Source organism: Bartonella sp. AD13SXNS, assembly GCF_042196465.1.
Lineage (GTDB): Bacteria > Pseudomonadota > Alphaproteobacteria > Rhizobiales > Rhizobiaceae > Bartonella.
Genome location: NZ_JBHIQI010000001.1, coordinates 93,959 through 118,173, shown reverse-complemented (window position 1 = coordinate 118,173; position 24,215 = coordinate 93,959). Strand labels below are relative to the sequence as shown.

Genomic DNA, 24,215 nt, shown 5'->3' with positions numbered 1-24,215 from the left:
TTCACACTTTTTGGTATAATGTTTTTCATTGTGTCATATTGCTCACGTAAAACAGAATACTTTAAATAAAATACATCTGTTGTGTTGCACGTTTACGCACTTGTTTCAAAGAAACATTTCTCAACGCAACAAGCTCCATTTCACAATGGGTGCTTAAAAAAATATAATGTAAAATACACTGTGAATGATATAAAATCCATTTGGCATTACCGCCTTTACGCGTCAGAAAGGTGCAAAGCGCACCCATCATACTCTTTTTCAGCTCAAAATATTATTGACAGTTCTTATCACTTGAGAGAATTCATAAAAGTATTTCACTCTTTTCTTAAATTGTTTCTTACCTACACGCCAACTACGTTTGTAACGTGCAAGGAAATGATAGTGATTGATTCACTATGAAAGGATTTGAAATGAGAGAATCCTTGTATTTGAGGTTATTATTCAAGTTAAAAAACGAGAAAATATTATTATTGCATTAATCTTGTGTCTAAGCACGTAAAAGATCATTAATGGATGTTTTTTCTCGTGTTTTTTGATCAACGCGTTTTACAATAACAGCACAATAAAGGTTTGGGCCTGCTTCACCATTTGGTAAAGGTTTTCCGGGGAGAGAACCTGGTACAACCACTGAATAGGCTGGTACTTCACCAATAAAAATTTCACCTGTTGTACGATCAATAATCTTTGTTGATTTTCCAATAAAGACTCCCATTCCCAAAACAGCACCTTCACGGATAATACAGCCTTCAACAATTTCAGAGCGAGCACCGATAAAGCAATGATCTTCAATGATTGTTGGATTTGCTTGCAGTGGTTCTAAAACACCTCCAATACCAACACCACCAGAAAGATGGACATGTTTACCAATTTGTGCACAAGAACCAACGGTGGTCCATGTATCAACCATTGTGCCCTCATCGATAAAAGCACCAAGATTGATAAAGGATGGCATCAATATAACATTGGGTGCAATATAAGCAGAATGACGTACAATGGCTCCAGGAACGGAACGGAAATCAGCACTTTTAAAATCTGCCTCTTTCCAACCAGAGAATTTTGAAGGAACTTTATCCCACCAATGTGTCCCATTGATTCCACCAGTAATAATTTGCATAGGATTAAGCCGAAAAGAGAGTAAAACCGCTTTTTTCAACCATTGATGAACATGCCATTGTCCATTTTTTTGTCGTTCTGCAACACGGATTTCACCTTTATCAAGAAGGTTCAATGCATGTTCAACACTCTCACGTATTTCGCCTTTTGTGGTAGTATCGATAGAATCACGATCATCAAATGCTTTTTCGATAATGATTGCGAGTTGCGTAAGATGGGTCATGAGGAAAGTTCCGTTAAACAAGTTGAAAGCTTCAGGATTTATTCTTTATGACTTACGCGAAGAAATGTTTTCAGTCAATAAAACGATGAGGAAGTAGGGCAAGTGCATGAAAAAAGGCTGTAAAGAAAAAAGAAAAGCAGAGCAAGAAAACTGGACACCACTTCTCCATACGAAGGATGCTCTACAACAAATACATAAAGTCTCTAATTCAGCACAGGTGCGTTCGTCTACTTATCGTTTAGCCTATATCGATCAAGAGTTTATGATGCGTCCAGAGCTGCGCTCACAACGTATTGGTCTTGAATTTTTAAAGCCGGAAATAACCCTTAAAGAATATGATATTCAATCAACAGTTGTTTTGTTTGGTGGTGCGCGCATTCCTGAACCTGGGCAAGCAGCGTGGGCTGCAAAGAATGAAATACAAAAGAAAAATTTGCATGCTATGTCACATTATTACGATGAAGCAAGAGAGTTTGCGCGTTTGTGCTCACTTTATTCTGCTACGACAGAATATCGTGAATTTGTGGTTGTTACGGGGGGCGGACCAGGAATCATGGAGGCGGGAAATCGTGGTGCTTGTGATGTTGGGGCTCCAACAATTGGCTTGAATATTATTTTACCGCATGAGCAAGAGCCTAATTCATATGTGTCGCCGCATTTGTGTTTCAATTTTCATTATTTGGGGATGCGAAAAATGCATTTTTTAGTACGAGCGAAAGCATTAGCCATTTTTCCTGGAGGATTTGGGACTCTGGATGAACTGTTTGAAACGTTAACTTTAGTACAGACGGGGCGTATGAAACAGGTACCAATTTTATTGTTTGGCAAAGAATTTTGGAGCAATACTGTCAATTTTGAGTATCTGTCTGCACAAGGTACAATTTCTCCTACTGATATTAATTTTGTGAAATTTGTTAATACAGCAGCAGAAGCTTTTGAAGAAATTCGTTCTTTTTATAAACTGCCTTAACGACTTTTGAGATACTCACTCTTGAAGGATCATTAATACTCTACTTTGGTTAAATAAAGTCCTGAGGGGGGGGCAACAACACCACAACGTTTGCGATCTTTAGCTTGAAGAGCTGCTTCAAGATCTTGTGTTGTCCAACGCCCAATACCCACTTCCATGAGGCTTCCTGCGAATGAACGGATTTGATGATGAAGAAAAGAACGAGCTTGCGCATAAAGGAAGATTTCCTCTCCTTCTCTTTGAACATCAAGGCGTTCAAGGGTACGAATAGGGCTTTTGGCTTGGCAATGTGCTGAACGGAAAGTTGTAAAATCATGTTGTCCAACAAGCTTTTGCGCAGCTTCATGCATAGCTTCAGCATTAAGAAGCTTTGGTATCCACCATACGCGTTTGGCATTTAGAGCTGGTGGAGAGCGGCGATTGAGAATTTTAAAAAGATAATGGCGCTTTACAGCGGAAAATCGTGCATCAAAGTCATCAGGGACATTTTGTACGTTTAAGATTGAAATTGCTTCCCTCTGTTTACGTAAGAGAGCATTGAGCGCGTCACGCACAGTATGGGGATGCCAGTTTTTTATGAAATCAACATGGGCAACTTGTCCCGTAGCATGCACCCCTGCATCCGTTCGTCCTGCTGTTGTTATGGTCAATTGTTGTCCACTGAAGCAAAAAATTGCTTGTTCAAGAGCTCCTTGTATCGTGTGAAGTTCTGCTTGACGCTGCCAACCAGCATAATTTGAACCATCATATTCAAGAGTGAGTTTAAAACGTGGCATATTAAAAAACAGCAGAAATATGGGCGCCTCGCAAGAATGTTGCGCTATCAAGAATTTTACCGCCAGATCTTTGAAGAGAGGTTATTTCTATCCGTCCTTGTCCACAATGAATAATCAAAGAATTTGGTTCTATCCTCCCAATTTCAAAAGAAGCTCCTGTTGTTAAGCGACTTTCAATAATTTTTACGCGTTCTTCTCGTCCACCGATATTCATATTGCACCAGCAACTAGGAGATGGAGAGAGCGCACGGATATGTCTATGAATAAACTCTGCGGGTTTTGTCCAATCAATGCGGGTTTCTTCTTTTCTAATTTTGGCTGCATAGGTGATGCCTTCCTCTGATTGTGGGGTCAGTTTAAGTTGTCCTTTTTCAAGGGTTGATAAAGTTTCTACCATAAGTTCTGCGCCAATATGTGAAAGTCTGTTTGAAAGCTCAGCAGTGGTTGTGTTATCAGTAATGGGGATGGAGCGAGAAAGAGCGATAGGCCCTGTATCAAGTCCTTCATCCATTTTCATGATCATGATACCTGTTTCTTTATCACCAGCCATAATTGCTCGTTGAATAGGCGCAGCACCACGCCAACGTGGTAAGAGTGAAGCGTGGGTATTAAAACAACCAAAACGCGGTGCTTCGAGAATAGCTTTGGGTAACAGGAGTCCATAAGCCACCACAATAGCAGCATCAACAGAAAGTGCTGCAAATTTCTCTTGTTGTTCGGCTGTTTTAAGTGTTTGAGGCGTAAAGATAGGAATAGATTTTTCTTTTGCTACGGTGTGAACAGCTGAAGGGACTAATTTAAGCCCCCGACGTCCTGCTGGACGAGGGGGTTGACTATAAACAGCGACAACATCATGACCAGCATCCAATAAAGCGTGTAAAATGGGAACAGAAAAATCTGGTGTTCCCATAAAACTTAACCGTAATGCCATTACAAAACTGCTTCCTGTGTGTTTTTTTCTTTTGCGCGTTTTTTAAATTTTCGTATCACCATATCGCGTTTAATCTTTGAAATGTAATCAATAAAAAGACGCCCATTTAAATGATCAATTTCATGCTGTAAGCAAGTCGCCAAGAGATCATCTGCTTCGATTTCTGTCTGTTTTCCTTCACGGTCCTGATAGCGAACGCGCAGACGTTTAGGGCGTTCAACTTCCGCAAAATAGTCAGGAATAGAAAGACAACCTTCTTTATAAATATTGCGCTCATCTGAAAGCCATAAAATCTCAGGGTTGATAATAACAAGCGGTTTTTTCTGCTCATCTTCAGAATTTCCAGAGACATCCATAACCAACATACGTAGTGGTATACCAATTTGAATAGCAGCAAGACCAACACCTTTAGAATGATACATGGTCTCCAACATATCATCTGCGAGCTTTTGGAGAGCTGAATCGACCTGCTCAACGGGTTTGGACTCTTCCCGTAAAATCGGATCAGGTAAAATAACTAAAGATCTTATTGGCATAAGAAGAGATTAATCAAAGGTTTTTTATTGGTCAATATTGAATAACGGATTCTTGCATTTTTTTACCATAAGAGCGTTATATTACCTTTTATGTTTGATTCGTTTTTTTCTATACTCGTTGGTGAGTTTTTTTCTAAATTAATCGTTTTACTTTTATTTACACTTGTCTGTTTGGCATTTTTTATGCTGATACATTCTCATCGAAAAAGAACATTTTTAGAACAAGAAACTGCTGAACGTGCGCGTGAGGCACAAATGCAGATGGCTACCTTGCTAAAAACACAAGCTGAAATGCAAGGGCGAATGCAAACGATGGCGGAAATTTTTGGTCAACGGCAAGCTGAATTGAATAAATCGCTCAGTGAGCAACTCAATGGAATGACAACAAGCTTAGGTCAAACACTTCAGGTACAGACTAAATCCACTTATGAAAATTTGAATCGTTTGCAAGAACGTTTAGCAGTGATTGATGCGGCACAAAATAATATTCAATCGCTTACGGGACAAGTTGTTCAGTTGCAATCCATTTTAAGCAATAAGCAGACACGTGGTACCTTTGGTCAGGGGCGGATGGAAGCAATTATTGCTGATGCCTTACCAGCAAATGCCTATGCTTTTCAGGCTGTTCTTTCCAACGGAAAGCGCCCAGATTGTCTTATTCATATGCCCAATAAAGCACCTTCTCTTGTTGTTGATGCTAAATTCCCTCTAGAGGCTTGGAATGCTATGCGTAAAGCCGCATCAACGCAAGAGCGTCAAGAGGCAGAACGCCAATTTCGTACCGATATGGAAGTCCATATCCGTGATATTGCGCAGAAATATTTAATTCCTGGAGAAACTCATGACACCGCTTTTCTTTTTGTGCCATCGGAATCAATTTTTGCCACAATTTATGAGGACTTTGAGGCATTGGTACAAAAAGCCAATAGAGCCCATGTGATTATTGTTTCACCATCTTTGTTGATGCTCTCTGTCCAGGTTGTACAAACCATTATGAAAGATGCGCGGATGCGTGAACAAGCGCATTTAATTCAATCGGAAGTGGCAAAACTGATGGAAGATTTTGGACGAATGGATATGCGTGTTCGCGCACTACAGAAGCACTTTTACAAAGCAGGTGAAGATATAGAGGGAATTTTAATATCATCTTCCAAAATTATGAAACGGGCAAATCGCATTGAAACTTTCGAATTAAAAGAAAATTACTCTGAGCCAACAAAAATGACAACATCCGCTCAGTCACAAACATTGCGTTTAGTTGATGAGGAATAACGCAAAACAATTTTCTTAAATATCACAAGTTAGATCACGCTCTTTATTGATTGGTAATCATTTTTTAGTATCTCTATCTTGTTTTATTTCTTAAACGAGAGGAATAGAGAATATGCGACACCTTTTGTTTTTAGGGGCATTGGTGTTTCTGCTAGGGGGCTGTGCAACAACCACTCCCACTCACACAAACAACGCTTGCGCTATTTTAGCACAAAAAAATGGTTTTTTTGATAATTGGGGTAAGGCGTCTCAAAGAGCAGAAATACGCTATGGGATTCCTATGCCTATTATTCTTGCAACCATTAAGATGGAATCGAGTTTTCGTCATAATGCACGCCCTCCACGCAAAAAACTACTTGGTTTTATCCCATGGAAGCGTCGGTCGACAGCTTATGGTTATGCTCAAGCGCTTGACAGTACATGGGCAATGTATCTTCGTTCTACAGGAAAGTCTTTTGCATGGCGTACGAATTTCGCAGATGCTGCTGATTTTGTTGCTTGGTACCATCGTCAAAGTGTTCAACGCAATGGCGTGAGGTTTGATGATGCATATAGCCTTTATTTAAATTATCATATGGGACATGGGGCTTATGCGCGTAGTGGGGGGCATGCCACTGTTGCACTTTCACAGGCAGCACAGCGCATGGCGAGAATATCGAAGCTCTATGACCAGCAATTAAAGAGATGTGGATGGCGTTAGGGAGGATTTTTGAAAATATCAATTAGGGAATTGAGGGGATAAAATTATTTGAGGGCAAAATTTCTTATGGTGCGACAAGGTTATCCCGTTTTTCTGGTTTTCGAATAAAATAAATTGTTATTGAATAGAATAAACTCAAGCGACAGAAAGCTGTTGCAATGCACGATATATTTGAGCGCAATCTCTATATTTTCCCTCTTTGTTCAAAGAGTTGACAATAGAAACGATCTTCCATTTAGCGCTGGCATTGAGCACTGGGTGAAATACCAGAGATTATTGAAGGAAAAAATATAATCTCTTTTTTATTTTCATTATACGCATTATTGGTTGATTATTATATGAATATTTTCTTTGTTAAGCGTATAAAATAGCAATTAAAACAAATGCAGTTCGGGCATCATAAAAAGGGTAAAATATTCAATATAAAAAAAACGAGAAATGCATTAAATGAAAGAGTATCGTTTCATAAAAACTTTTCTTTGTATAAAGGGAGTGCTACAGCTCTTCAGAAACCTAAGTGTATTGAGTATTGTATGGAATGAAGCGTGTCTATTCATCTTTCCTGCCCCATCATTAATTAAAAAAATTATCTTGTAGTGTTGTAAAACACTATCATTTATAGGACTGTAAAGTATATATAACTTTACAGAGCAGAATATTCTGGGAAGGATTTTTCTGTAACGCCTATGAAAAAACAAATAAGCCTTCAATGTTGTGATAGCGCTTGCATTTGAGACTATTTATGAGAGGCATTTTTATTCTTTTCTTAAACGGTTTTTACTAAAAATCATTGTTTTATAACAGTAATATACCTTTATTCATATTGAATTAAGAGTTTTGAATAGCTTAGGATTTTGTCATTTCAGATCTCTTGATGTTTAACCAAGAAAAACCATTGGCTTGTACATAAGCGCGATTGGCATGTGGATAAAAACACATAAAGAAAGGACTAAAAATACCTCTTATGAACATTCTCAAATATAAGAATTTTTGCAACATTAGGGATTGAAAAGTATAATGATAGCACTGCTTTACTCCTACACCTCCAACATCGTTTGTGATGTGTAAGGAAGGAATCCTATTGATTCAATGCGTTATGGCTTATGGTGAGAGAAGTTTATTTTGTTTAGAGTTATCACTTAATAATATAAATAATTTATAATGATAACAATATGTTATTTAAGATTTAACATGCTTCAGTATTGAGTTGGTGAATACTACTCAAGGGGATAATTTTTAAAACTGGTAGGACATCTGATAAGACTAAAAATATTCAACAAAAGTTCTGATTCGCAATAATTGGAAAATATATCTTAGTCTTCTATTCCCAAATCTTTGTTTAGGTACTTCTTATCTTTTAAAAGGATATCGATAATCAACAGATTATGATTTTGTGGTGAAGAAGGATTCAAATTTTGTCCTTTAAAATATAAGGTGTCAGTTAAACAGCCCCTTTTTTATTTCTGTATAAAGCATAAAAAATGATCTCTTTCCATTGTTATGTAAAGTAAAACTTTACAATCCAACAAATGATTAGAAACGCATAATGATAGCATTAAAGCAAGGAACGCGCTACTGGAACAATGGTTACAGAGCACATAAATCTTTTAAATTGATGCACAGATTCTATAACTGATTCTCTTGATAGAAAAGCTAACCCTTTTGGTGGAGCTAAGCGGGATCGAACCGCTGACCTCTTGCATGCCATGCAAGCGCTCTCCCAGCTGAGCTATAGCCCCTATAAAAACAAACTTTCTCAAAAGAACAATACACACCCTCAGCCTTTTAAAGCGAGAAAAATTGAAGATCAAGAAGAATTTGCATTCAATAGAAAAGATGCTTTCTTTTACTTCTTTTAAGTGTCGTCATCGTTAGAAACACCGCCTCCGAGAATATCAGTAACGTCATCATCTTCATCGTCACCATCATGAGACAAAAATGTATCATCATCATCACCAAGATCTACATCACTATCTTCTAAATCAGGAAGATCGTCATCTTTAGAATCCACATCATCATCTTCAAGAAGCATAAAAGCAGATTTTTCAAGTGCTGTATCAAGCTCTTCAGTATCAACTTCTTCTTCGTTGTTTGCTTCAGCTGCCGCAACCTCAAAATAAGAACGTGGATAAGAAATTCCTGTATAAGGCGACACAATAGGATCGCGATTTAGATCGTAAAATTTTTTTCCTGTTTCTGGATCAACACGTTTAGTTCCGAGTTCTTGTTTTGCCATAAGCCGTGCCTCTTTGATTAACTATTATTCCATTAAAAGATGAATTTTATGGTGCTTAATCGAAAAATAATGCCTTTGTCAAAGATAAATACATTGCTCCGCATAGATTTTCTCATGACGTCCTTTAAAGCATGTGCTAAAGGATGCATAATTTCATAAAAGTTAGATAGAATTAAATAGAATTTCCATGCAAAAAGCAATCCCTATAACCGCCTATAAATCGAGTAGTCTCTCTGGAAAAATTCAAATACCAGGAGATAAATCAATCTCCCATCGCTCTCTTATATTGGGAGGATTAGCAAGTGGTGAGACATATATCCACGGATTACTTGAAAGCGCTGATGTACTCAATACAGCTGCTGCTATGCAAGCTATGGGCGCTTGTATTATTAAAAAAGATGACGTTTGGATCATACGAGGAACAGGGAATGGTTGCCTCTTAGCTGCGCAAAAACCTTTAGACTTTGGAAACGCTGGAACAGGTGCTCGTTTGGTTATGGGAATGGTTGGTCCGTATCATATGAAAACAACCTTTATTGGTGATGCTTCTCTCTCTAAACGTCCAATGGGACGTATCCTTGATCCACTGCGTCTCATGGGAGTTGAAATTGAAGCAACGCACGATGATCACCTTCCTTTAACGCTTTATGGACCGAAAATGGCTAATCCGATTCGCTACCGTGTTCCAATAGCTTCCTCCCAAATTAAATCAGCAATCCTGCTTGCTGGACTCAATACCGCCGGCACTACAACTGTTATTGAACCTGTTCTGACACGAGATCATACGGAAAAAATGTTAAAAGCATTCGGTGCGCAACTTGAAATAGAAAAAGATAACGAAGGTGCACGTTTGATTCATCTTAATGGTCAACCCCATCTTATTGGACAAACAATTCATATTCCGGGGGATCCTTCTTCTGCTGCTTTTCCAATTATCGCAGCCCTTCTTGTAGAAGACTCTGATATCACCATTGAAAATGTTTTGATAAATAACTCTCGCATAGGACTTATCGAAACATTGTGGGAAATGGGTGCTCAAATTGAATTTTTGAACCGACGTCAAACAGGTGGAGAGGATGTTGCTGATCTACGGATAAGATCATCGGTCCTTAGAGGCGTTACGGTGCCCAAAGAACGTGCTCCATCGATGATAGATGAATATCCTGCTTTGGCAGTAGCAGCAGCCTTTGCAGAAGGCAAAACAGTTATGTTAGGCATTAAAGAATTGCGTGTTAAAGAATCAGATCGGCTGTCTGCTGTTGCTCAAGGGTTAAAAATTAATGGCGTAGACTGTGAAGAAGGTCAAGATTTTCTTGTTGTTTATGGGAAAGCTTCCGCCAAAGGTTTGGGTGGTGGCCATGTCTCCACACATTTTGATCATCGAATTGCTATGTCTTTTCTCATTTTTGGGCTTGTATCAGAAAAACCTGTTACCATTGATGATAAACGAATGATCGCTACGAGCTTTCCAGAATTTATTTCTTTTATAAAACAACTTGGGGGGAAAATCGCTTGAAGCCTTTTGTTATTGCCATTGATGGACCAGCAGCTTCAGGCAAAGGAACCTTAGCACGCAAAATTGCTGCACATTATCATCTTCATCATCTCGATACTGGTCTCACTTATCGTGGTGTTGCTTATGCGCTTTTACAACAAAATTTATCTCTTCATGATGAAAGTAATGCTATTATTTATGCTAAAGAACTTGATTTTAATACCTTAAATCCTGCACTTCTTTCTTCTCATGAACTTGGTGAAGCGGCTTCAAAAATAGCGCTTAACCCTTCTGTACGCAAAATTCTTATCGACAAACAACGGGATTTTGCCAAAACTTTACCTGGAAGCGTACTGGATGGGCGTGATATCGGAACTATTGTTTGTCCTGATGCCGATATCAAGTTTTATATTCTAGCCAATATTCAAATACGCGCCAAACGCCGCTACCAAGAGATTTTAAAAAAAGGTATTCAGGCAAATTATCATGAAATTCTCGCTCAACTCGAACAGCGAGACAGTCGCGATATAACACGCAAACAAAGCCCACTAAAACCAGCAAAAAACGCCCACTTGCTTGATACGTCAGAATTGAGTATAGAAGCAACATTTGAAATTGCATGTAGTTTTATTGATCCAATCATAAAAATGCATATAATTGGATAAATTCGTCAAGGTGACTTCCGGCCTAGCGCTAACTTTTCTTCCTGTATTTAAGGAAAAAGGCAAGAAGTTGCTTATATTAACACTAACCTAGCGCTCATACCTTATTACATAAGGTGTATATTAGGAGTTCTTATGTCACAATACAATCCCACAACAGCGGATTTTGAAGCCCTTTTAACAGAATCTTTTCAAACTAATGATCTTAATGAAGGGTCTGTTGTTAAAGGCCGTGTTATTGCAATTGAAAAAGACATGGCCATTATTGATGCTGGACTTAAAGTCGAAGGACGTATTCCTCTCAGAGAATTTGGAGTTAAAGCAAAAGACGGCTCTTTGCAAGTTGGCGATGAAGTTGAGGTTTACATTGAACGCATTGAAAATGCGATGGGTGAAGCTGTTTTATCGCGTGAAAAAGCACGGCGCGAAGAAAGTTGGGTTCGTTTGGAAGAAAAATTCAACGCTGGTGCACGCGTTGATGGCGTTATCTTTAACCAAGTAAAAGGTGGTTTTACAGTCGATCTTGATGGTGCCATAGCTTTCTTGCCTCGCAGCCAAGTTGATATTCGTCCCATTCGTGATGTTTCACCTCTCATGCATAATTTACAGTCCTTTGAGATTTTGAAGATGGATCGTCGTCGTGGCAATATTGTTGTCTCACGTCGCACTGTCTTAGAAGAAAGTCGCGCCGAGCAACGTTCAGAAATCGTACAAAATCTTGAAGAAAATCAAATCGTTGAAGGTGTGGTGAAAAATATCACAGACTATGGTGCTTTTGTTGATCTTGGTGGGATTGATGGTCTCTTACACGTCACAGATATGGCATGGCGGCGTGTTAATCATCCATCTGAAGTCCTCACAATTGGTCAAACGATTAAAGTTCAGATTATTCGCATCAATCAAGATACGCACCGTATTTCTCTTGGAATGAAACAGCTTGAAAGTGATCCTTGGGAAAGCATCAGTGTCAGATATCCGATTGGTAAAAAAATTACGGGTGCTGTTACCAACATTACTGATTACGGTGGTTTTGTTGAAATTGAACCAGGAATCGAAGGGCTAATCCACGTTTCTGAAATGAGTTGGACAAAGAAAAATGTTCATCCTGGAAAAATTCTGTCTACATCACAGGAAGTAGAAGTGGTTGTTCTTGAAATTGATCCTTCTAAACGGCGTATTTCTCTTGGTTTAAAGCAAACATTTGAAAATCCATGGGAAGCTTTTGCCAATAAATTTCCTGTCAATTCGCAAATTGAAGGAGAGGTTAAAAATAAAACAGAATTTGGTCTCTTTATTGGGCTTGAAGGCGATGTTGACGGTATGGTTCATCTGTCTGATCTTGATTGGAACCGTCCTGGTGAACAAGTCATTGATACTTACAATAAAGGCGATATCGTTAAAGCTGTGGTTCTTGATGTTGACATTGAAAAAGAGCGTATCTCTCTTGGAATTAAGCAGCTTTCCAGCGATAAAGTTGGAGAAGCAGCTGCTTCTGGCGAATTGCGAAAAGGTGCAGTTGTAACATGCGAAGTGATTGCTGTTAACGACAATGGCATTGATGTGAAATTGATTGACCACAACCTTGAGACAACCATTCGGCGTGTTGACTTAGCGCGTGATCGTGATGAACAACGTCCTGAGCGTTTTGCAATTGGGCAAAAGGTTGATGCTCGCATCACAGCATTTGATAAAAAAACACGTAAAATTTCAGTATCAATCAAAGCGTTAGAAATTGCAGAGGAAAAAGAAGCTGTTGCACAATATGGCTCTACAGACTCAGGTGCTTCTCTTGGTGATATTCTGGGTGCAGCTTTGAAAAAACAAGAACAAGATTAATTATCAATCATTAAAGTTGATGTTGTTATTAAGGTCACTCATTTTAAGAGTGACCTTTTTATTTTCTAAAGAAATTGTCTGCTTATTTTTTAATTATTGCGTCAAAAATTGCAAATACTTGCAAATAAAAACAAAAAGTTTGTTTTTTATCTATCAACGGTTCACTATTCAGATAAAATGCTTACAATTTAAATAAAAAACGATGTAATTGAATAAACAATGGGACATGGCGTGCATAATACCCTTCATAAAATACTTTTTTCTCAAACAGAGGGAAAAGATCATTTTACTAATACAGATTTTCCTCTTCGTGCAATTTATAAAGTACAGGAAGATCTTTATAATTTAGGGCATGATATAGCTTCTGGTAAAGAAATTTTACTCCCTGAATATGAGGGAGTAGAAGATTTTCGCAAGAGATTGAATGAAAATGCTAAACTTATTCTTCATGCCTTTCATACCAGTGATTTTGCTGCCCAAAATGATGAGACCATCGCACCGTCTGCTCAATGGCTCATTGATAATCATTACGCCATTGATAAAACCATACAACAGCTACGCCGTAACCTCCCCAAGTCCTTTATAAAGCAACTTCCTCTTTCTAGACAAAAAGCAGGAATGCCACGAATTTTTATTTTAACTTGGCTTTATATCGCGCATACTGATAGTAGTTTTTCACAAGAAACACTGACTGCTATGATTAATGGATTTCAAGAAGTTTGTGCGCTCACAATTGGTGAATTGTGGGCTCTTCCTTCTGTGATGCAGATGCTGCTCATTGAAAATGTCCGTCGTCTTTCAGTCCGTATTGAAAAAGCGCGGCGTATGCGTCATCTTGCTAGTCAAGTGGCTGATAAAATTTCTCTTGTAGAAAATAAACCAAAACTCCATTCTATTTTTACGCAGTATCAACCACTTACTATTGATCCAACCTTTTCAGCGCATTTATTTTATCGTTTGCGTAGTGCATCTGTCGATTCAACCGTAGCATTAACTTGGCTTGAAAAACAATTGGAAAGCCAAGGCAGTAGCTTAGAGATTGCAACAGCCGATGAACACACCCGACAAGCAGCAGATGGTGTAACCATGGGCAATATTATCCGTGCTCTTAAAGCTATAGATGATGTTGATTGGACAGTATGGTTTGAAACAGTAAGTTGTGTCGATTCTATTTTGCGTAAAAATAGTGAATTTTCTGAAATTGATTCTCACTCACGCAATATTTATCGACAAGTCATTGAAAAAGTTGCACGCTTTTCGCCTCTTAGTGAATTGGAAGCTGCACATAAAGTCGTAGAAATAGCAAATTCCACTTCTGAAGATACGCCTCATCATTCTTGTGTGGGGTGGTATCTTGTCGATGATGGCCGTGGCATATTTGAAAAGGCTTGTGGATATACCCCGCCTTTTTTCATAAAATGGGCACGCGCTTCCTGTAGCTCAAAATTGAGAGTCATCGCCATTCCTGTCTCTTTTCTGACGCTTGCTCTTTTGCTTGCAATTTACGCTTTTTTACAAGTGTCTGGCATAACACCATGGATGTCCCTTTGCTTTACTATATTGGCGCTTTTTCCTGCTATGGATGCTACTTTTTCCTTTTTTAATACTGTTGTTTCGTGGTTTGTCCCATCAAGACAGCTTATTGGTTATGAATATAAAGAAGGTATTCCGGGATATGCACGGACAATGGTTGTTGTACCTACTTTGATGACATCACGAGATGATATTGATGAACAAGTGCGCAATCTTGAAGTGCACTATCTTTCCAATTCTAAAGGTGCCATTCATTTTGCACTCATTACAGATTGGGCGGATTCTCCCTTGAGAGAAACGCAAGATGATCTTGATTTATTGCACTATGCGCAACAGAATATTGATAAACTCAATGGTCGTTATCCTCGTGATGAATTTCCGCTTTTTTTCCTTTTGCATCGCCGACGCCTTTATAATACAAGCGAAAAATGTTGGATGGGATGGGAACGAAAGCGAGGAAAACTTCATGAACTCAATCGGCTCTTAAGAGGCGATAAAAACACGAGTTTTTATCCCCCCGATCCACACCTTCCTCTGGATTGCCGTTTTGTTATGACTCTGGATTGTGATACACGTCTTACTCCAGAGAGCGTCACACAACTTGTTGGAAAGCTTAACCATCCACTCAATCATCCCCTTTTTGATCCACAAAGTGGAAAGGTTGTAAAAGGCTATAGCATTTTACAACCACGCATTATTCCTTCTCTTACAACAGAAAAAAAAACATCAATTCTCCAACGCGTTTTTTCTACCAACCGTGGTATTGATCCTTATGTTTTTGCTGTTTTTGATACGTATCAAGATCTTTTAGGAGAAGGCACCTTTACCGGTAAAGGGCTTTATAATATTGATGCATTTGAACGAGCACTTTACGGCAAAATTAAAGAAAATACTGTTCTCAGTCATGATCTCTTAGAAGGAGGATATGCTCGTACTGCTTTTGTAAGTAGCGTAGAAATTATTGAAGATTATCCGACAGCTTATAATATTGATGTTATGCGGTATCATCGCTGGATCCGCGGTGATTGGCAACTTTTACCTTATCTTTTTTTCCCTCGTCAAATAAGTTCCGTGACGCGTTGGAAAATGCAGGATAATTTACGTCGTTCTCTTACGCCACTTATGTGGTTAATCGCAGCATTTGCAGGATGGACTCTTTTGCCATTAAAGAGTGCAATCGTCTGGCAAATATTCTTATTATTTAGCTCCTTCATTTCACCCATTCTATGTGTATTAAAAACGCTTGTCTTATCCAATATAGATCATTCTTTGCGTGGACATTTTCAATTAATTTGGAACAAAATTGCTCTTACAAGCGCTGATATATTTCTTAAAACGACGTTTCTTGCGCATTCGGCGTATTTTATGACCGATGCGATTATTCGTACACTCTATCGTATGACGATTTCAAAACAACATCTTCTTGAATGGAAAACTTCTGCCGTAACAAAATCAATGCCCAATAGTTTGCGTTTCTATGTTTTTACAATGGCACCAGCATCGCTTATTGGTATTCTTACTATAGCACTCCCTCTTTTTTCTGATAGTTTTGTAAGCTTGATTGCTTTGCCTTTTGGGATAGCATGGTTTTTTTCACCCTTTATTGCTTGGATTGTGAGTCAACCTTCAACCTTTCAAGAGAGCCTTGATATTTCTTCAAAAGATGAAAAAATTCTCCGTTCTATTGCACGGCGGACATGGCTTTATTATACAACCTTTGTCAATGCACAAAACAACTATTTGCCTCCTGATAATTTTCAAGAAGATCCTGAACCTCTTGTGGCTCAACGTACATCTCCTACGAATATCGGGGTTTATCTCCTTTCTATTATTGCAGCACGTGATTTTGGTTGGATTGGTATTGAAGAGACCATCACCCGTATTGAATGTACATTACGCTCTCTTGCAAAAATGGAAAAGTTTCGTGGTCATCTCTATAATTGGTATGAAACGGATACACTCAGACCTCTTTTACCTACTTATGTATCAACCGTTGATTCAGGAAATCTTGCCGGTCATTTGGTAACACTCTCTTCTGCTTTAAGTGAATGGGCTGAAAAACCTCATATTTTTTTTCAAAGTGACCGAGAAGGCTTATTGGATGTTTGTACTATTCTTGATGAGACTGTCAAAGAAATTCCAGATCATCAATCCAGTTTACGCCCTTTACGCCAAAGAACCGAAGAAAAAATCACTCGTTTTCATGACTCTGTCTTCATTTTTTTAGAACAAGAAAATACGATCCCTTCTCACATCATGGACCTTTCACAGGCAGCCCACGATATTGTACACTTAGTCGATGAACTTGATCAAAAAATTCAAACGATAGAATCTGCTCGTGCACTCTCTTGGGCTAAATGCCTTCTCGACACCTGCAACGCTCATCATCATGATGCTACTGATAATTGTGATACTGAAAAATTATGTAAAAAACTAAACCAGTTGGCTATAGCAGCACGGCAAATAGCCTTTGATATGGAATTTGACTTTTTAGAACAGCCTAAACGGCACCTTTTATCCATTGGATATCGTGTGCAAGAAAACAAACTCGATGAAAATTGTTATGATCTTCTTGCTTCAGAAGCACGTCTTGCAAGCTTTTTTGCTATCGCAAAGGGAGATATAAAACTTAAACATTGGTTTCATCTTGGTCGACTCCTTGTACCGATAGGTTGGAAAGGTGCACTCCTATCATGGTCTGGTTCCATGTTCGAATACCTTATGCCCTCTCTTGTGATGCATGAACCGTTAGGATCTCTACTAGATCAAACAAATCGATTAATTATTCGATGTCAAATACAATATGCCCATAAACGGGAATTGCCATGGGGTATTTCAGAGGCTGCATTTAATGCTCGCGATCATTTAATGAACTATCAATACGCTCATTTTGGTGTTCCAAGTCTCGGACTCCAACGTGGACTCTCACGCAATGCTGTCATTGCCCCCTATGCTAGTCTTCTAGCGGCACAATATGCACCTTCTTGCGCTGTCGCTAATTTAAAACGACTCCGTGATCTTGGAGCTTTAGGAACATATGGTTATTATGATTCTGTCGATTTTACCCCTTCACGCGTAAAGATAGGGGAAAAATATGCTGTTGTACGCAATTATTATGCGCACCATCATGGCATGTCTATCCTTGCTCTTAACAATGTTATTTTTCAAGGGCGAATGCGTGATCGTTTTCACCGTAATCCCGTTATTGAAGCAACTCAATTGCTCTTACAAGAAAGAGCACCCCATTTTATTCCTATTATTCATACCAAAGCTGTTAATCGTATGCGCAATAAGTCTCAAGCATTTGACGCTGCCCTTTTGCGTATTATTAAAAATCCGTTGCTCAAACCACGAGCAACTTTGCTTTTGTCTAATGGCTCTTATTCTACCATGTTAACAGCTAATGGTTCTGGTTACAGCCGTTGGCACGATTATGCGATTACGCGCTTTATTCCTGATGCAACAGAAGATCAACAAGGTACTTTATTCTTTCTACGTAATACGCATAGTGGACGCTGGTGGTCTGTTACTGGTGAACCAACACGCGTTATTGAAGAAGAAGCTGTCAGCATTTTTACAGATGAAAAGGCTGAATATACAAAAATAGTTGATGGTATTAAATCAACACTTGAATGTCTTATTACATCTGAAGGATGTGGCGAAGGGAGACGTCTTCAACTGATGAATACGACACATAAAGATTGTCTTATTGAAGTTACTTCTTATGGTGAACTGGCACTCGCAACAATGGACGTAGATAGTGCTCATCCTGTTTTTTCTCGTATGTTTATAGAGACAGAAATTGCTGAGGAAGGCAAAACAATTTTTGCCAAAAGGCGTAAACGCTCACCTAGCGACCCTGATATTCATATTGCTCATTTTGTTTCTAGTACAACAGATACTCTCCAAGAGACAGAAGCTGAAACAGATCGCTCTCTGTTTATTGGTCGGGGGCGATCTATTCATCGTCCCGCTGCATTTGACCAAAATACTCGTTTTAGTAACAGTCAAGGTTGTGTTCTAGATCCTATTATGTCATTGCGCTGCTGTGTACAAATTCCAGCCCATGGCAAAGCAGAACTTATTTTTTGGACTTTCGCTGCTCATACAAAAGAAGCGTTGCATAATCATATTAAACATTATCGACAACCTGATATGTTTCAAAAAGAACTTTCAATGGCATGGACGCGCTCACAAGTTGCACTGTATCAGAGTGGAACTCAACTTAAAGAAGCTATTGTTTATCAAAAATATGCAACACCGCTTATCTATCCAGACCGCACATGGCGTCTTCCTTCTGAAATATTAGCAAAAATGCTTGGAAAACAGTCTGATCTTTGGCCCATGTCCATTTCAGGAGACAATCCACTCTGTCTTCTTAGATTAAATAACGAGGGAAATATAACTGTACTGCGTGAGCTTCTTAAAGCACACGAATATTGGCGTATGCGCGGTCTTATTGTTGATTTGGTCATTCTCAATGAACAAGCATTTTCCTATATACAAAATACACAACGTGCTCTTGAATGGGTCTGTGAATCTTATCGTCGCCACACGCAAGAAGCAGATGGATGCCAACATATTTTCACGCTTCGGCGCGATCAAATAAGTGAACAGAGTTTTAAAACGCTTCTTGCATCAGCGCGTATTGTTCTTGATGCCCAAAATGGCTCTTTATCTGAACAGCTTAAACGGCTTGATGAGAATGATTTTGATCTCGCAATCCGTAAAAATTATCAAGGATCTTATGAACAATTAGACTCTCCGAAATATAATGAAGGAAGGCAAGTTACATCACAAACGGAACAAAATCTTTTTGCTTCCATTGGTCTTGTTAGCCAACAAAAACCATCTTCTTTCCCTACGAATGGAGAAGATCTAAGATATTGGAATGGTTACGGTGGTTTTAATCAGCATAATCATTATGTAATACGTCTTCATGGACGTACCAATACACCGCATCCGTGGATTAATGTCATTGCTAATCACAGGTTTGGTTTTCATGTCTCTGCTGAAGGTGCAATTTTTACTTGGGCTAACAATAGCCGCGATTATCAATTAACTCCTTGGGCGAATGATCCAACGTCTAACCGACCAGGAGAAGCTCTTTATCTGATTGATCGCCAGTCTTTAAAACGTTTCTCACCCGTTTCTACTGTTGAATGTGACGAAAATATTGCCTATGAGGCTTGTCATGGGTTTGGATTCTCAACTTTTAAATCAACACATTCAGAAATCGCATTAGAACTGACCCATACACTTGATCCCGAAAAACCTATTCGCTTTTCACGTCTTATCCTTACGAATGAAGGGAAAAAAACACGCAGTTTACGCCTTTATAATTATGTTGAATGGGTTTTGGGAAATGTCCGTACCAAATATACCCCCTTTATTGTTTTTTCTTATGAGGCTAGATGGGGGGCGCATTTTATTCAAAATCCCTATCACATAGAAAAATCTCAACAAGTCACATTTTTATCAGCATCCGAAATGCCAACCAGCACGACCACCAATCGCGCTGAATTTATCGGTGCAACGGGAACCGTAACACATCCAAATGCGATCCGTAAAGCTGGTGCTCTTTCGAATACCATTGCAGCAGGATGTGATCCTTGTTCAGCATTTGCCTATGATATTGATCTTTTACCAGGGCAAACAAAAGAAATCATCTTCTATCTTGGCAGTGCTGAAAATAGGCAAGAAGCTGAAAAACTACTTGATCAAGCACGTGCAAGTGATTTTGAAATTCTGCTCACAAAACAAAAACAACAATGGAGTGATTTTGTTTCTCCTTTCCAAGTCAAAACACCTGACTCTTCTTTTAATCTTATGGTCAACCACTGGCTTCCCTATCAAATTTATGCATGCCGCATCATGGCACGCGCAGGCTTTTACCAAGCGAGTGGTGCATTTGGCTTTCGTGATCAGCTACAAGATAGCTTGTCTTTGTTATTGCTGGAACCACAATTGGCTCATGACCAATTGTTAAATGCTGCAGCGCACCAATTTCTTGAAGGGGATGTGCAACATTGGTGGTTGCCTGATACAAATGCTGGTGTTCGTACGCGGATTTCTGATGATATCGTTTGGCTTGCATATGCAACAGCTCTTTATGTCAATACCACTGGCGATGATGCCTTTCTTGATACGCTCATTCCTTTTATTGAAGGTGATGTTCTCAAAAGTGGGCAACAGGATGCTTATTTTCAACCCACCCAATCCTCAAAGGTTGCAACGGTTTATGAACATTGTGCTTTAGCTTTAGACCTTGCCATTAAACGCTGCGGACCACATGGTCTCCCTCTTATTTTAGGTGGGGATTGGAATGATGGCATGAATTTGGTAGGTGTGGAAGGAAAAGGCGAAAGCATTTGGTTAGGATGGTTTCTTGGGTATACATTACAAGCATTTATCTCTTTAGCAAAGAAACGTGGTGACAACAGCCATATGCAAATATGGAGTACGTATCTTGAACATTTAACAAAATCCCTAGAGAAAAACGGTTGGGATGGTGCTTGGTATCGACGTGGTTATTTTGATGATGGAACACCTCTTGGCTCTAAAATTAATGATGAATGTCAAATTGATACCATTGCTCAATCTTGGGCTGTCATTTCTCAAATGGCATCGCTTGAACGTCAAAAACAAGCAATGACATCAATGCTGGAACATCTCTATGATAAAAAAGGTGGACTCATTCGCCTTTTTTGGCCGCCTTTTGATAAAAGTACACTCGAGCCTGGTTATATAAAAGGTTATCCTCCAGGAATTCGAGAAAATGGTGGTCAATACACGCATGGTGCCATTTGGAGTATTTTAGCATTGGCTGAAATGGGACAAAACGATGAAGCTTATGCTTTATTTTCCGCGATTAACCCTATTAATCATGGACAAGATCCTGAAACTTATCGTGTTGAACCTTATGTGATGGCGGCAGATATTTATGCTGTTGAACCACGATGTGGTCAAGGTGGCTGGACATGGTATACAGGTTCAGCTGGTTGGTTTTATCGCGCCGCAACACAAGCGATTCTTGGAATACAACGTCAGGGAGACTTGTTATTTTTACAGCCACATTTACCCTCTATTTGGCCAAAATACGAAGCAAAAATGAAATTTTGTGATGCCGTTTATACCATTAAAGTAAAATGTGGATCTGAAAATATGCTCTATGTTAATGGCAAAGAATATACTGAAGTTCATACAGGGATAAAGTTACAAAAAACAGGTCAGCATGAAATTTTACGTATTATTAAATCTTAAAAACGAAAAAAGAGAGTAGGCTTTTTTATTCTTGCCCAAAATTGTAGAGTTGTTATAGTCCTTGCGTCGCCTATATTAACCGTGTTGGTGCATAATAATTTTAGATTCGATGAGACTGAAAGAAAAAGGTTATGAATCATCCGGATATTGCTAGACGTGTTTACAATCATACTTGGAAACTTGATCCCATTATTCGTTCACTTCTTGATACGGATTTTTATAAGCTTCTTATGGTACAGATGATTTGGGGACTTTATCCCACTGTCAATGTTACTTTTTCCCTTATAAACCGCTCTAAAACAATACGTCTTGCCGATGATATTGATGAGAGTGAATTACGTGCCCAACTTGATCATGCTCTTAGTTTGCGTTTTACAAAAAAAGAAATGATCTGGCTCGCTGGTAATACATTTTATGGACGAAAGCAAATTTTTGAACCTGATTTTCTTCAGTGGCTTGAGAATTTTCAATTACCAGAATATGAATTAACCCGTAAAGATGGCCAATATATTCTTCAGTTTCATGGTCCGTGGGCGCATAGCTCTATGTGGGAAATTCCAGCTCTTGCGATTATCAGCGAATTACGTTCACGTACTGCTATGAAAAAGTTAGATCGTTTTGCTCTTGATGTACTTTATGCGCGTGCTAAAGCAAAAATGTGGAGTAAAGTTGAACGTCTCAAAAAATTGCCTGATATTAAAATATCCGACTTTGGTACAAGGCGCCGCCATTCTTTTTTATGGCAGCGCTGGTGTGTGGAAGCATTAAAAGAAGGCATTGGTAATTCTTTTACTGGAACGTCTAATGTCCTTCTCGCCATGGATACAGATTTAGAAGCTCTTGGAACCAATGCACACGAATTGCCTATGGTCATTGCTGCTCTTAGCAACAACGATGATGAATTACGCAGAGCTCCGTATCAAGTCTTGCAAGATTGGAACCGTTATTATGGTGGAAATCTTCTCATTGTTTTACCAGATACCTTTGGTACAGAAGCATTTTTACGCGATGCTCCAGATTGGGTAGCAGATTGGACGGGGTTTAGACCTGATAGTGCACCCCCTATTGAAGGTGGCGAACGTATTATTCAATGGTGGAAAGAAAAAGGAAAAGATCCACGCGAAAAACTTTTAATTTTTTCTGATGCTCTTGATGTCAATACAATCGAAAAAACCTATCATCATTTTCATGGAAGAGTGCGCATGAGTTTTGGATGGGGAACTGATCTTACCAACGACTTTACGGGCTGTGCACCTCAAGAAATTGCAACACTTGATGCTCTTTCCCTTGTTTGTAAGGTGACTCATGCCAGTGGTCGGCCAGCTGTAAAACTCTCAGATAATGCTGAAAAAACTATCGGTGATCCAGAAGAAGTACAACGTTATCTCAATTTTTTTGGTAATAAAAACGCGTTTCTAGACCTATAACGACCTAATTTCCAGCTCTTTAAACGGATATATTAACGCATCATATTATTGATAAGGTTGATCTTTCTAAGGATGAAGGTTCTTAACCTTTGCTGGTCTGAAATAGTTCGGCTGTTTTTTGAGCAGATTCTATTTAGCCTACCGCGCATACGCTTCACTTATATAAGGATCAACAGATCAGACTTAAAAATATTCACGACGCATTAAAAAAATACTTAACGTGCCAAGGAAGTTTAGCCAAGGAGATTTTCTTATATCATTGTCATAAATAACGGTGTTATACAGCATAACAAGATACTATCATTTTTCATGTTGAATGAGCGCGCACGAATATCATAAATTTTTCTCATTTCAACCCGGTTAAATCAAGCAAACTCATCTCCTTGTATGTATGAAGGTTTTCAAGTTTTAAGGGTTATTGTTGTGGTTTGACAGTAGGTTTTATACTAAGTGGGAAAAAGTGGGATTAAGTAGGAATACGTGGTAATTTATTGTTTTTATGTACAGTTTTTACAATTAAATGCGCGTTTTATGAAAATAGATTTTGACACCTAAAATTGCAAAAATTACCGAAAATCAGAAAAAAGTGCGTTTCTATAGTAAAAATGAGAAAAGGCTTTCAAAATTCTTTGAGAACACCTTTAAAACTCTTTGAAAAAATAAATTGGTACAAAATCTAGTGTCAAAATATACAAAACCATATGACAAGCTACAATTGTAACATTAAGAATTTCTATGGTAACATTGGAGAATAACAAATAGCATGGTGACTATTGGTTTGCATTTTGCAAGGCAAGGATGATGGTGCTCAATGGATTTTATACACTTTACAGGAAAAATTACTTTATCCATGTATGGACTACCATCATGAAATGAGTAAAGCATTGAGAAATGTTTCGTTAAAATAAGTGTGTAAATAACACGATTTGGGGAACCTTTTGTTTTAAAGAAACATCTCTTAAAATACCTAAGCCCGTTTTACGGCGCCGACCATGAATGGTATAATGATAAAGCCATTGAGTGTTCCCATCTTTACGTTTTTGAAGCAACAAGCCGGCATCATCATTATATATTTGCCAGCCCCCAATGTTGCAATAGCCCTTAGCACGTGAAACAGCTTATTAGGTAGGGGCTATTTCTTTTTATACAACTTTACCTACACGCCAGCTCCGTTTGTGACGTGCAAGCAAGTGATTCTGATTGATTCAACAGGGAATAGATTTGCAATGAGAGAATCCTACG

11 protein-coding genes, 1 tRNA gene and 3 pseudogenes are annotated in these 24,215 nt (G+C 38.7%); 8 read left to right on the top strand and 7 right to left on the bottom strand.

The window, feature by feature from the left end:
* Nucleotides 1–487 precede the first annotated feature (487 nt).
* Nucleotides 488–1,336 (bottom strand): 2,3,4,5-tetrahydropyridine-2,6-dicarboxylate N-succinyltransferase, encoded by an 849-nt coding sequence (gene dapD / locus ACFIMQ_RS00415; RefSeq protein WP_375703166.1) that lies wholly within the window; start codon nt 1,334–1,336, stop codon nt 488–490.
* A 106-nt stretch (nt 1,337–1,442) separates the two neighbouring features.
* Here dapD and ACFIMQ_RS00410 point away from each other — a divergent pair, with 106 nt between their 5' ends.
* Complete coding sequence (locus tag ACFIMQ_RS00410; protein ID WP_375703165.1) at nt 1,443–2,306, top strand: LOG family protein; 864 nt, start codon at nt 1,443–1,445, stop codon at nt 2,304–2,306.
* Nucleotides 2,307–2,338: 32 nt separating this feature from the next.
* On the opposite strand, the gene truA is transcribed toward ACFIMQ_RS00410, so the two are convergent.
* Genes truA through def form a run of 3 tightly spaced genes read right to left on the bottom strand, consistent with a single transcriptional unit; the run spans nt 2,339 to nt 4,549 of the window.
* On the bottom strand, nt 2,339–3,082 hold the full coding sequence (gene truA / locus ACFIMQ_RS00405; RefSeq protein WP_375703164.1) for a tRNA pseudouridine(38-40) synthase TruA: 744 nt from the start codon (nt 3,080–3,082) through the stop codon (nt 2,339–2,341).
* 1 nt (nt 3,083) lies between these two features.
* Entirely contained in the window at nt 3,084–4,013 is a 930-nt protein-coding gene (fmt, locus tag ACFIMQ_RS00400; protein ID WP_375615613.1) for a methionyl-tRNA formyltransferase, read from the bottom strand.
* Entirely contained in the window at nt 4,013–4,549 is a 537-nt protein-coding gene (def, locus tag ACFIMQ_RS00395; RefSeq protein WP_375606155.1) for a peptide deformylase, read from the bottom strand. The genes fmt and def overlap by 1 nt, the downstream gene beginning before the upstream one ends.
* A gap of 90 nt (nt 4,550–4,639) precedes the next feature.
* On the opposite strand from def, the gene ACFIMQ_RS00390 reads away from it, so the two are divergent.
* The gene (locus tag ACFIMQ_RS00390; protein ID WP_375615612.1) at nt 4,640–5,821 is read left to right on the top strand and encodes a DNA recombination protein RmuC; all 1,182 of its coding nucleotides are present in this window, start codon (nt 4,640–4,642) and stop codon (nt 5,819–5,821) included.
* A 112-nt stretch (nt 5,822–5,933) separates the two neighbouring features.
* Nucleotides 5,934–6,521: a hypothetical protein gene (locus tag ACFIMQ_RS00385; protein WP_375703163.1), complete on the top strand. Its 588-nt coding sequence runs from the start codon at nt 5,934–5,936 to the stop codon at nt 6,519–6,521.
* A 1,663-nt stretch (nt 6,522–8,184) separates the two neighbouring features.
* Here ACFIMQ_RS00385 and ACFIMQ_RS00380 read toward each other — a convergent pair.
* Both ACFIMQ_RS00380 and ACFIMQ_RS00375 read right to left on the bottom strand, forming a co-directional pair.
* Nucleotides 8,185–8,260: transfer RNA gene (locus tag ACFIMQ_RS00380), tRNA-Ala, on the bottom strand.
* 116 nt (nt 8,261–8,376) lie between these two features.
* On the bottom strand, nt 8,377–8,757 hold the full coding sequence (locus ACFIMQ_RS00375) for a TIGR02300 family protein (RefSeq protein WP_375703162.1): 381 nt from the start codon (nt 8,755–8,757) through the stop codon (nt 8,377–8,379).
* A gap of 187 nt (nt 8,758–8,944) precedes the next feature.
* Here ACFIMQ_RS00375 and aroA point away from each other — a divergent pair, with 187 nt between their 5' ends.
* The 5 genes and pseudogenes from aroA to pncB all read left to right on the top strand — a co-directional run bounded on the left by aroA (nt 8,945) and on the right by pncB (nt 22,981).
* Nucleotides 8,945–10,273: a 3-phosphoshikimate 1-carboxyvinyltransferase gene (gene aroA / locus ACFIMQ_RS00370; RefSeq protein WP_375703161.1), complete on the top strand. Its 1,329-nt coding sequence runs from the start codon at nt 8,945–8,947 to the stop codon at nt 10,271–10,273.
* Entirely contained in the window at nt 10,270–10,917 is a 648-nt protein-coding gene (cmk, locus tag ACFIMQ_RS00365; RefSeq protein WP_375608961.1) for a (d)CMP kinase, read from the top strand. Before aroA ends, cmk begins: the two co-directional genes overlap by 4 nt.
* 132 nt (nt 10,918–11,049) lie before the next feature.
* A complete protein-coding gene (gene rpsA, locus ACFIMQ_RS00360; protein WP_375615609.1) occupies nt 11,050–12,750 on the top strand; it encodes a 30S ribosomal protein S1 in 1,701 nt (566 codons plus the stop codon).
* A 226-nt stretch (nt 12,751–12,976) separates the two neighbouring features.
* Nucleotides 12,977–21,546 (top strand): annotated as a pseudogene (locus tag ACFIMQ_RS00355) (GH36-type glycosyl hydrolase domain-containing protein).
* Nucleotides 21,547–21,677: 131 nt separating this feature from the next.
* Nucleotides 21,678–22,981: pseudogene (gene pncB, locus ACFIMQ_RS00350) on the top strand (nicotinate phosphoribosyltransferase).
* Nucleotides 22,982–23,911: 930 nt separating this feature from the next.
* Here the strand turns inward: pncB and ACFIMQ_RS00345 are convergent.
* A pseudogene (locus tag ACFIMQ_RS00345) lies at nt 23,912–24,081 on the bottom strand (integrase); the annotation flags it as partial.
* Nucleotides 24,082–24,215: the final 134 nt, after the last annotated feature.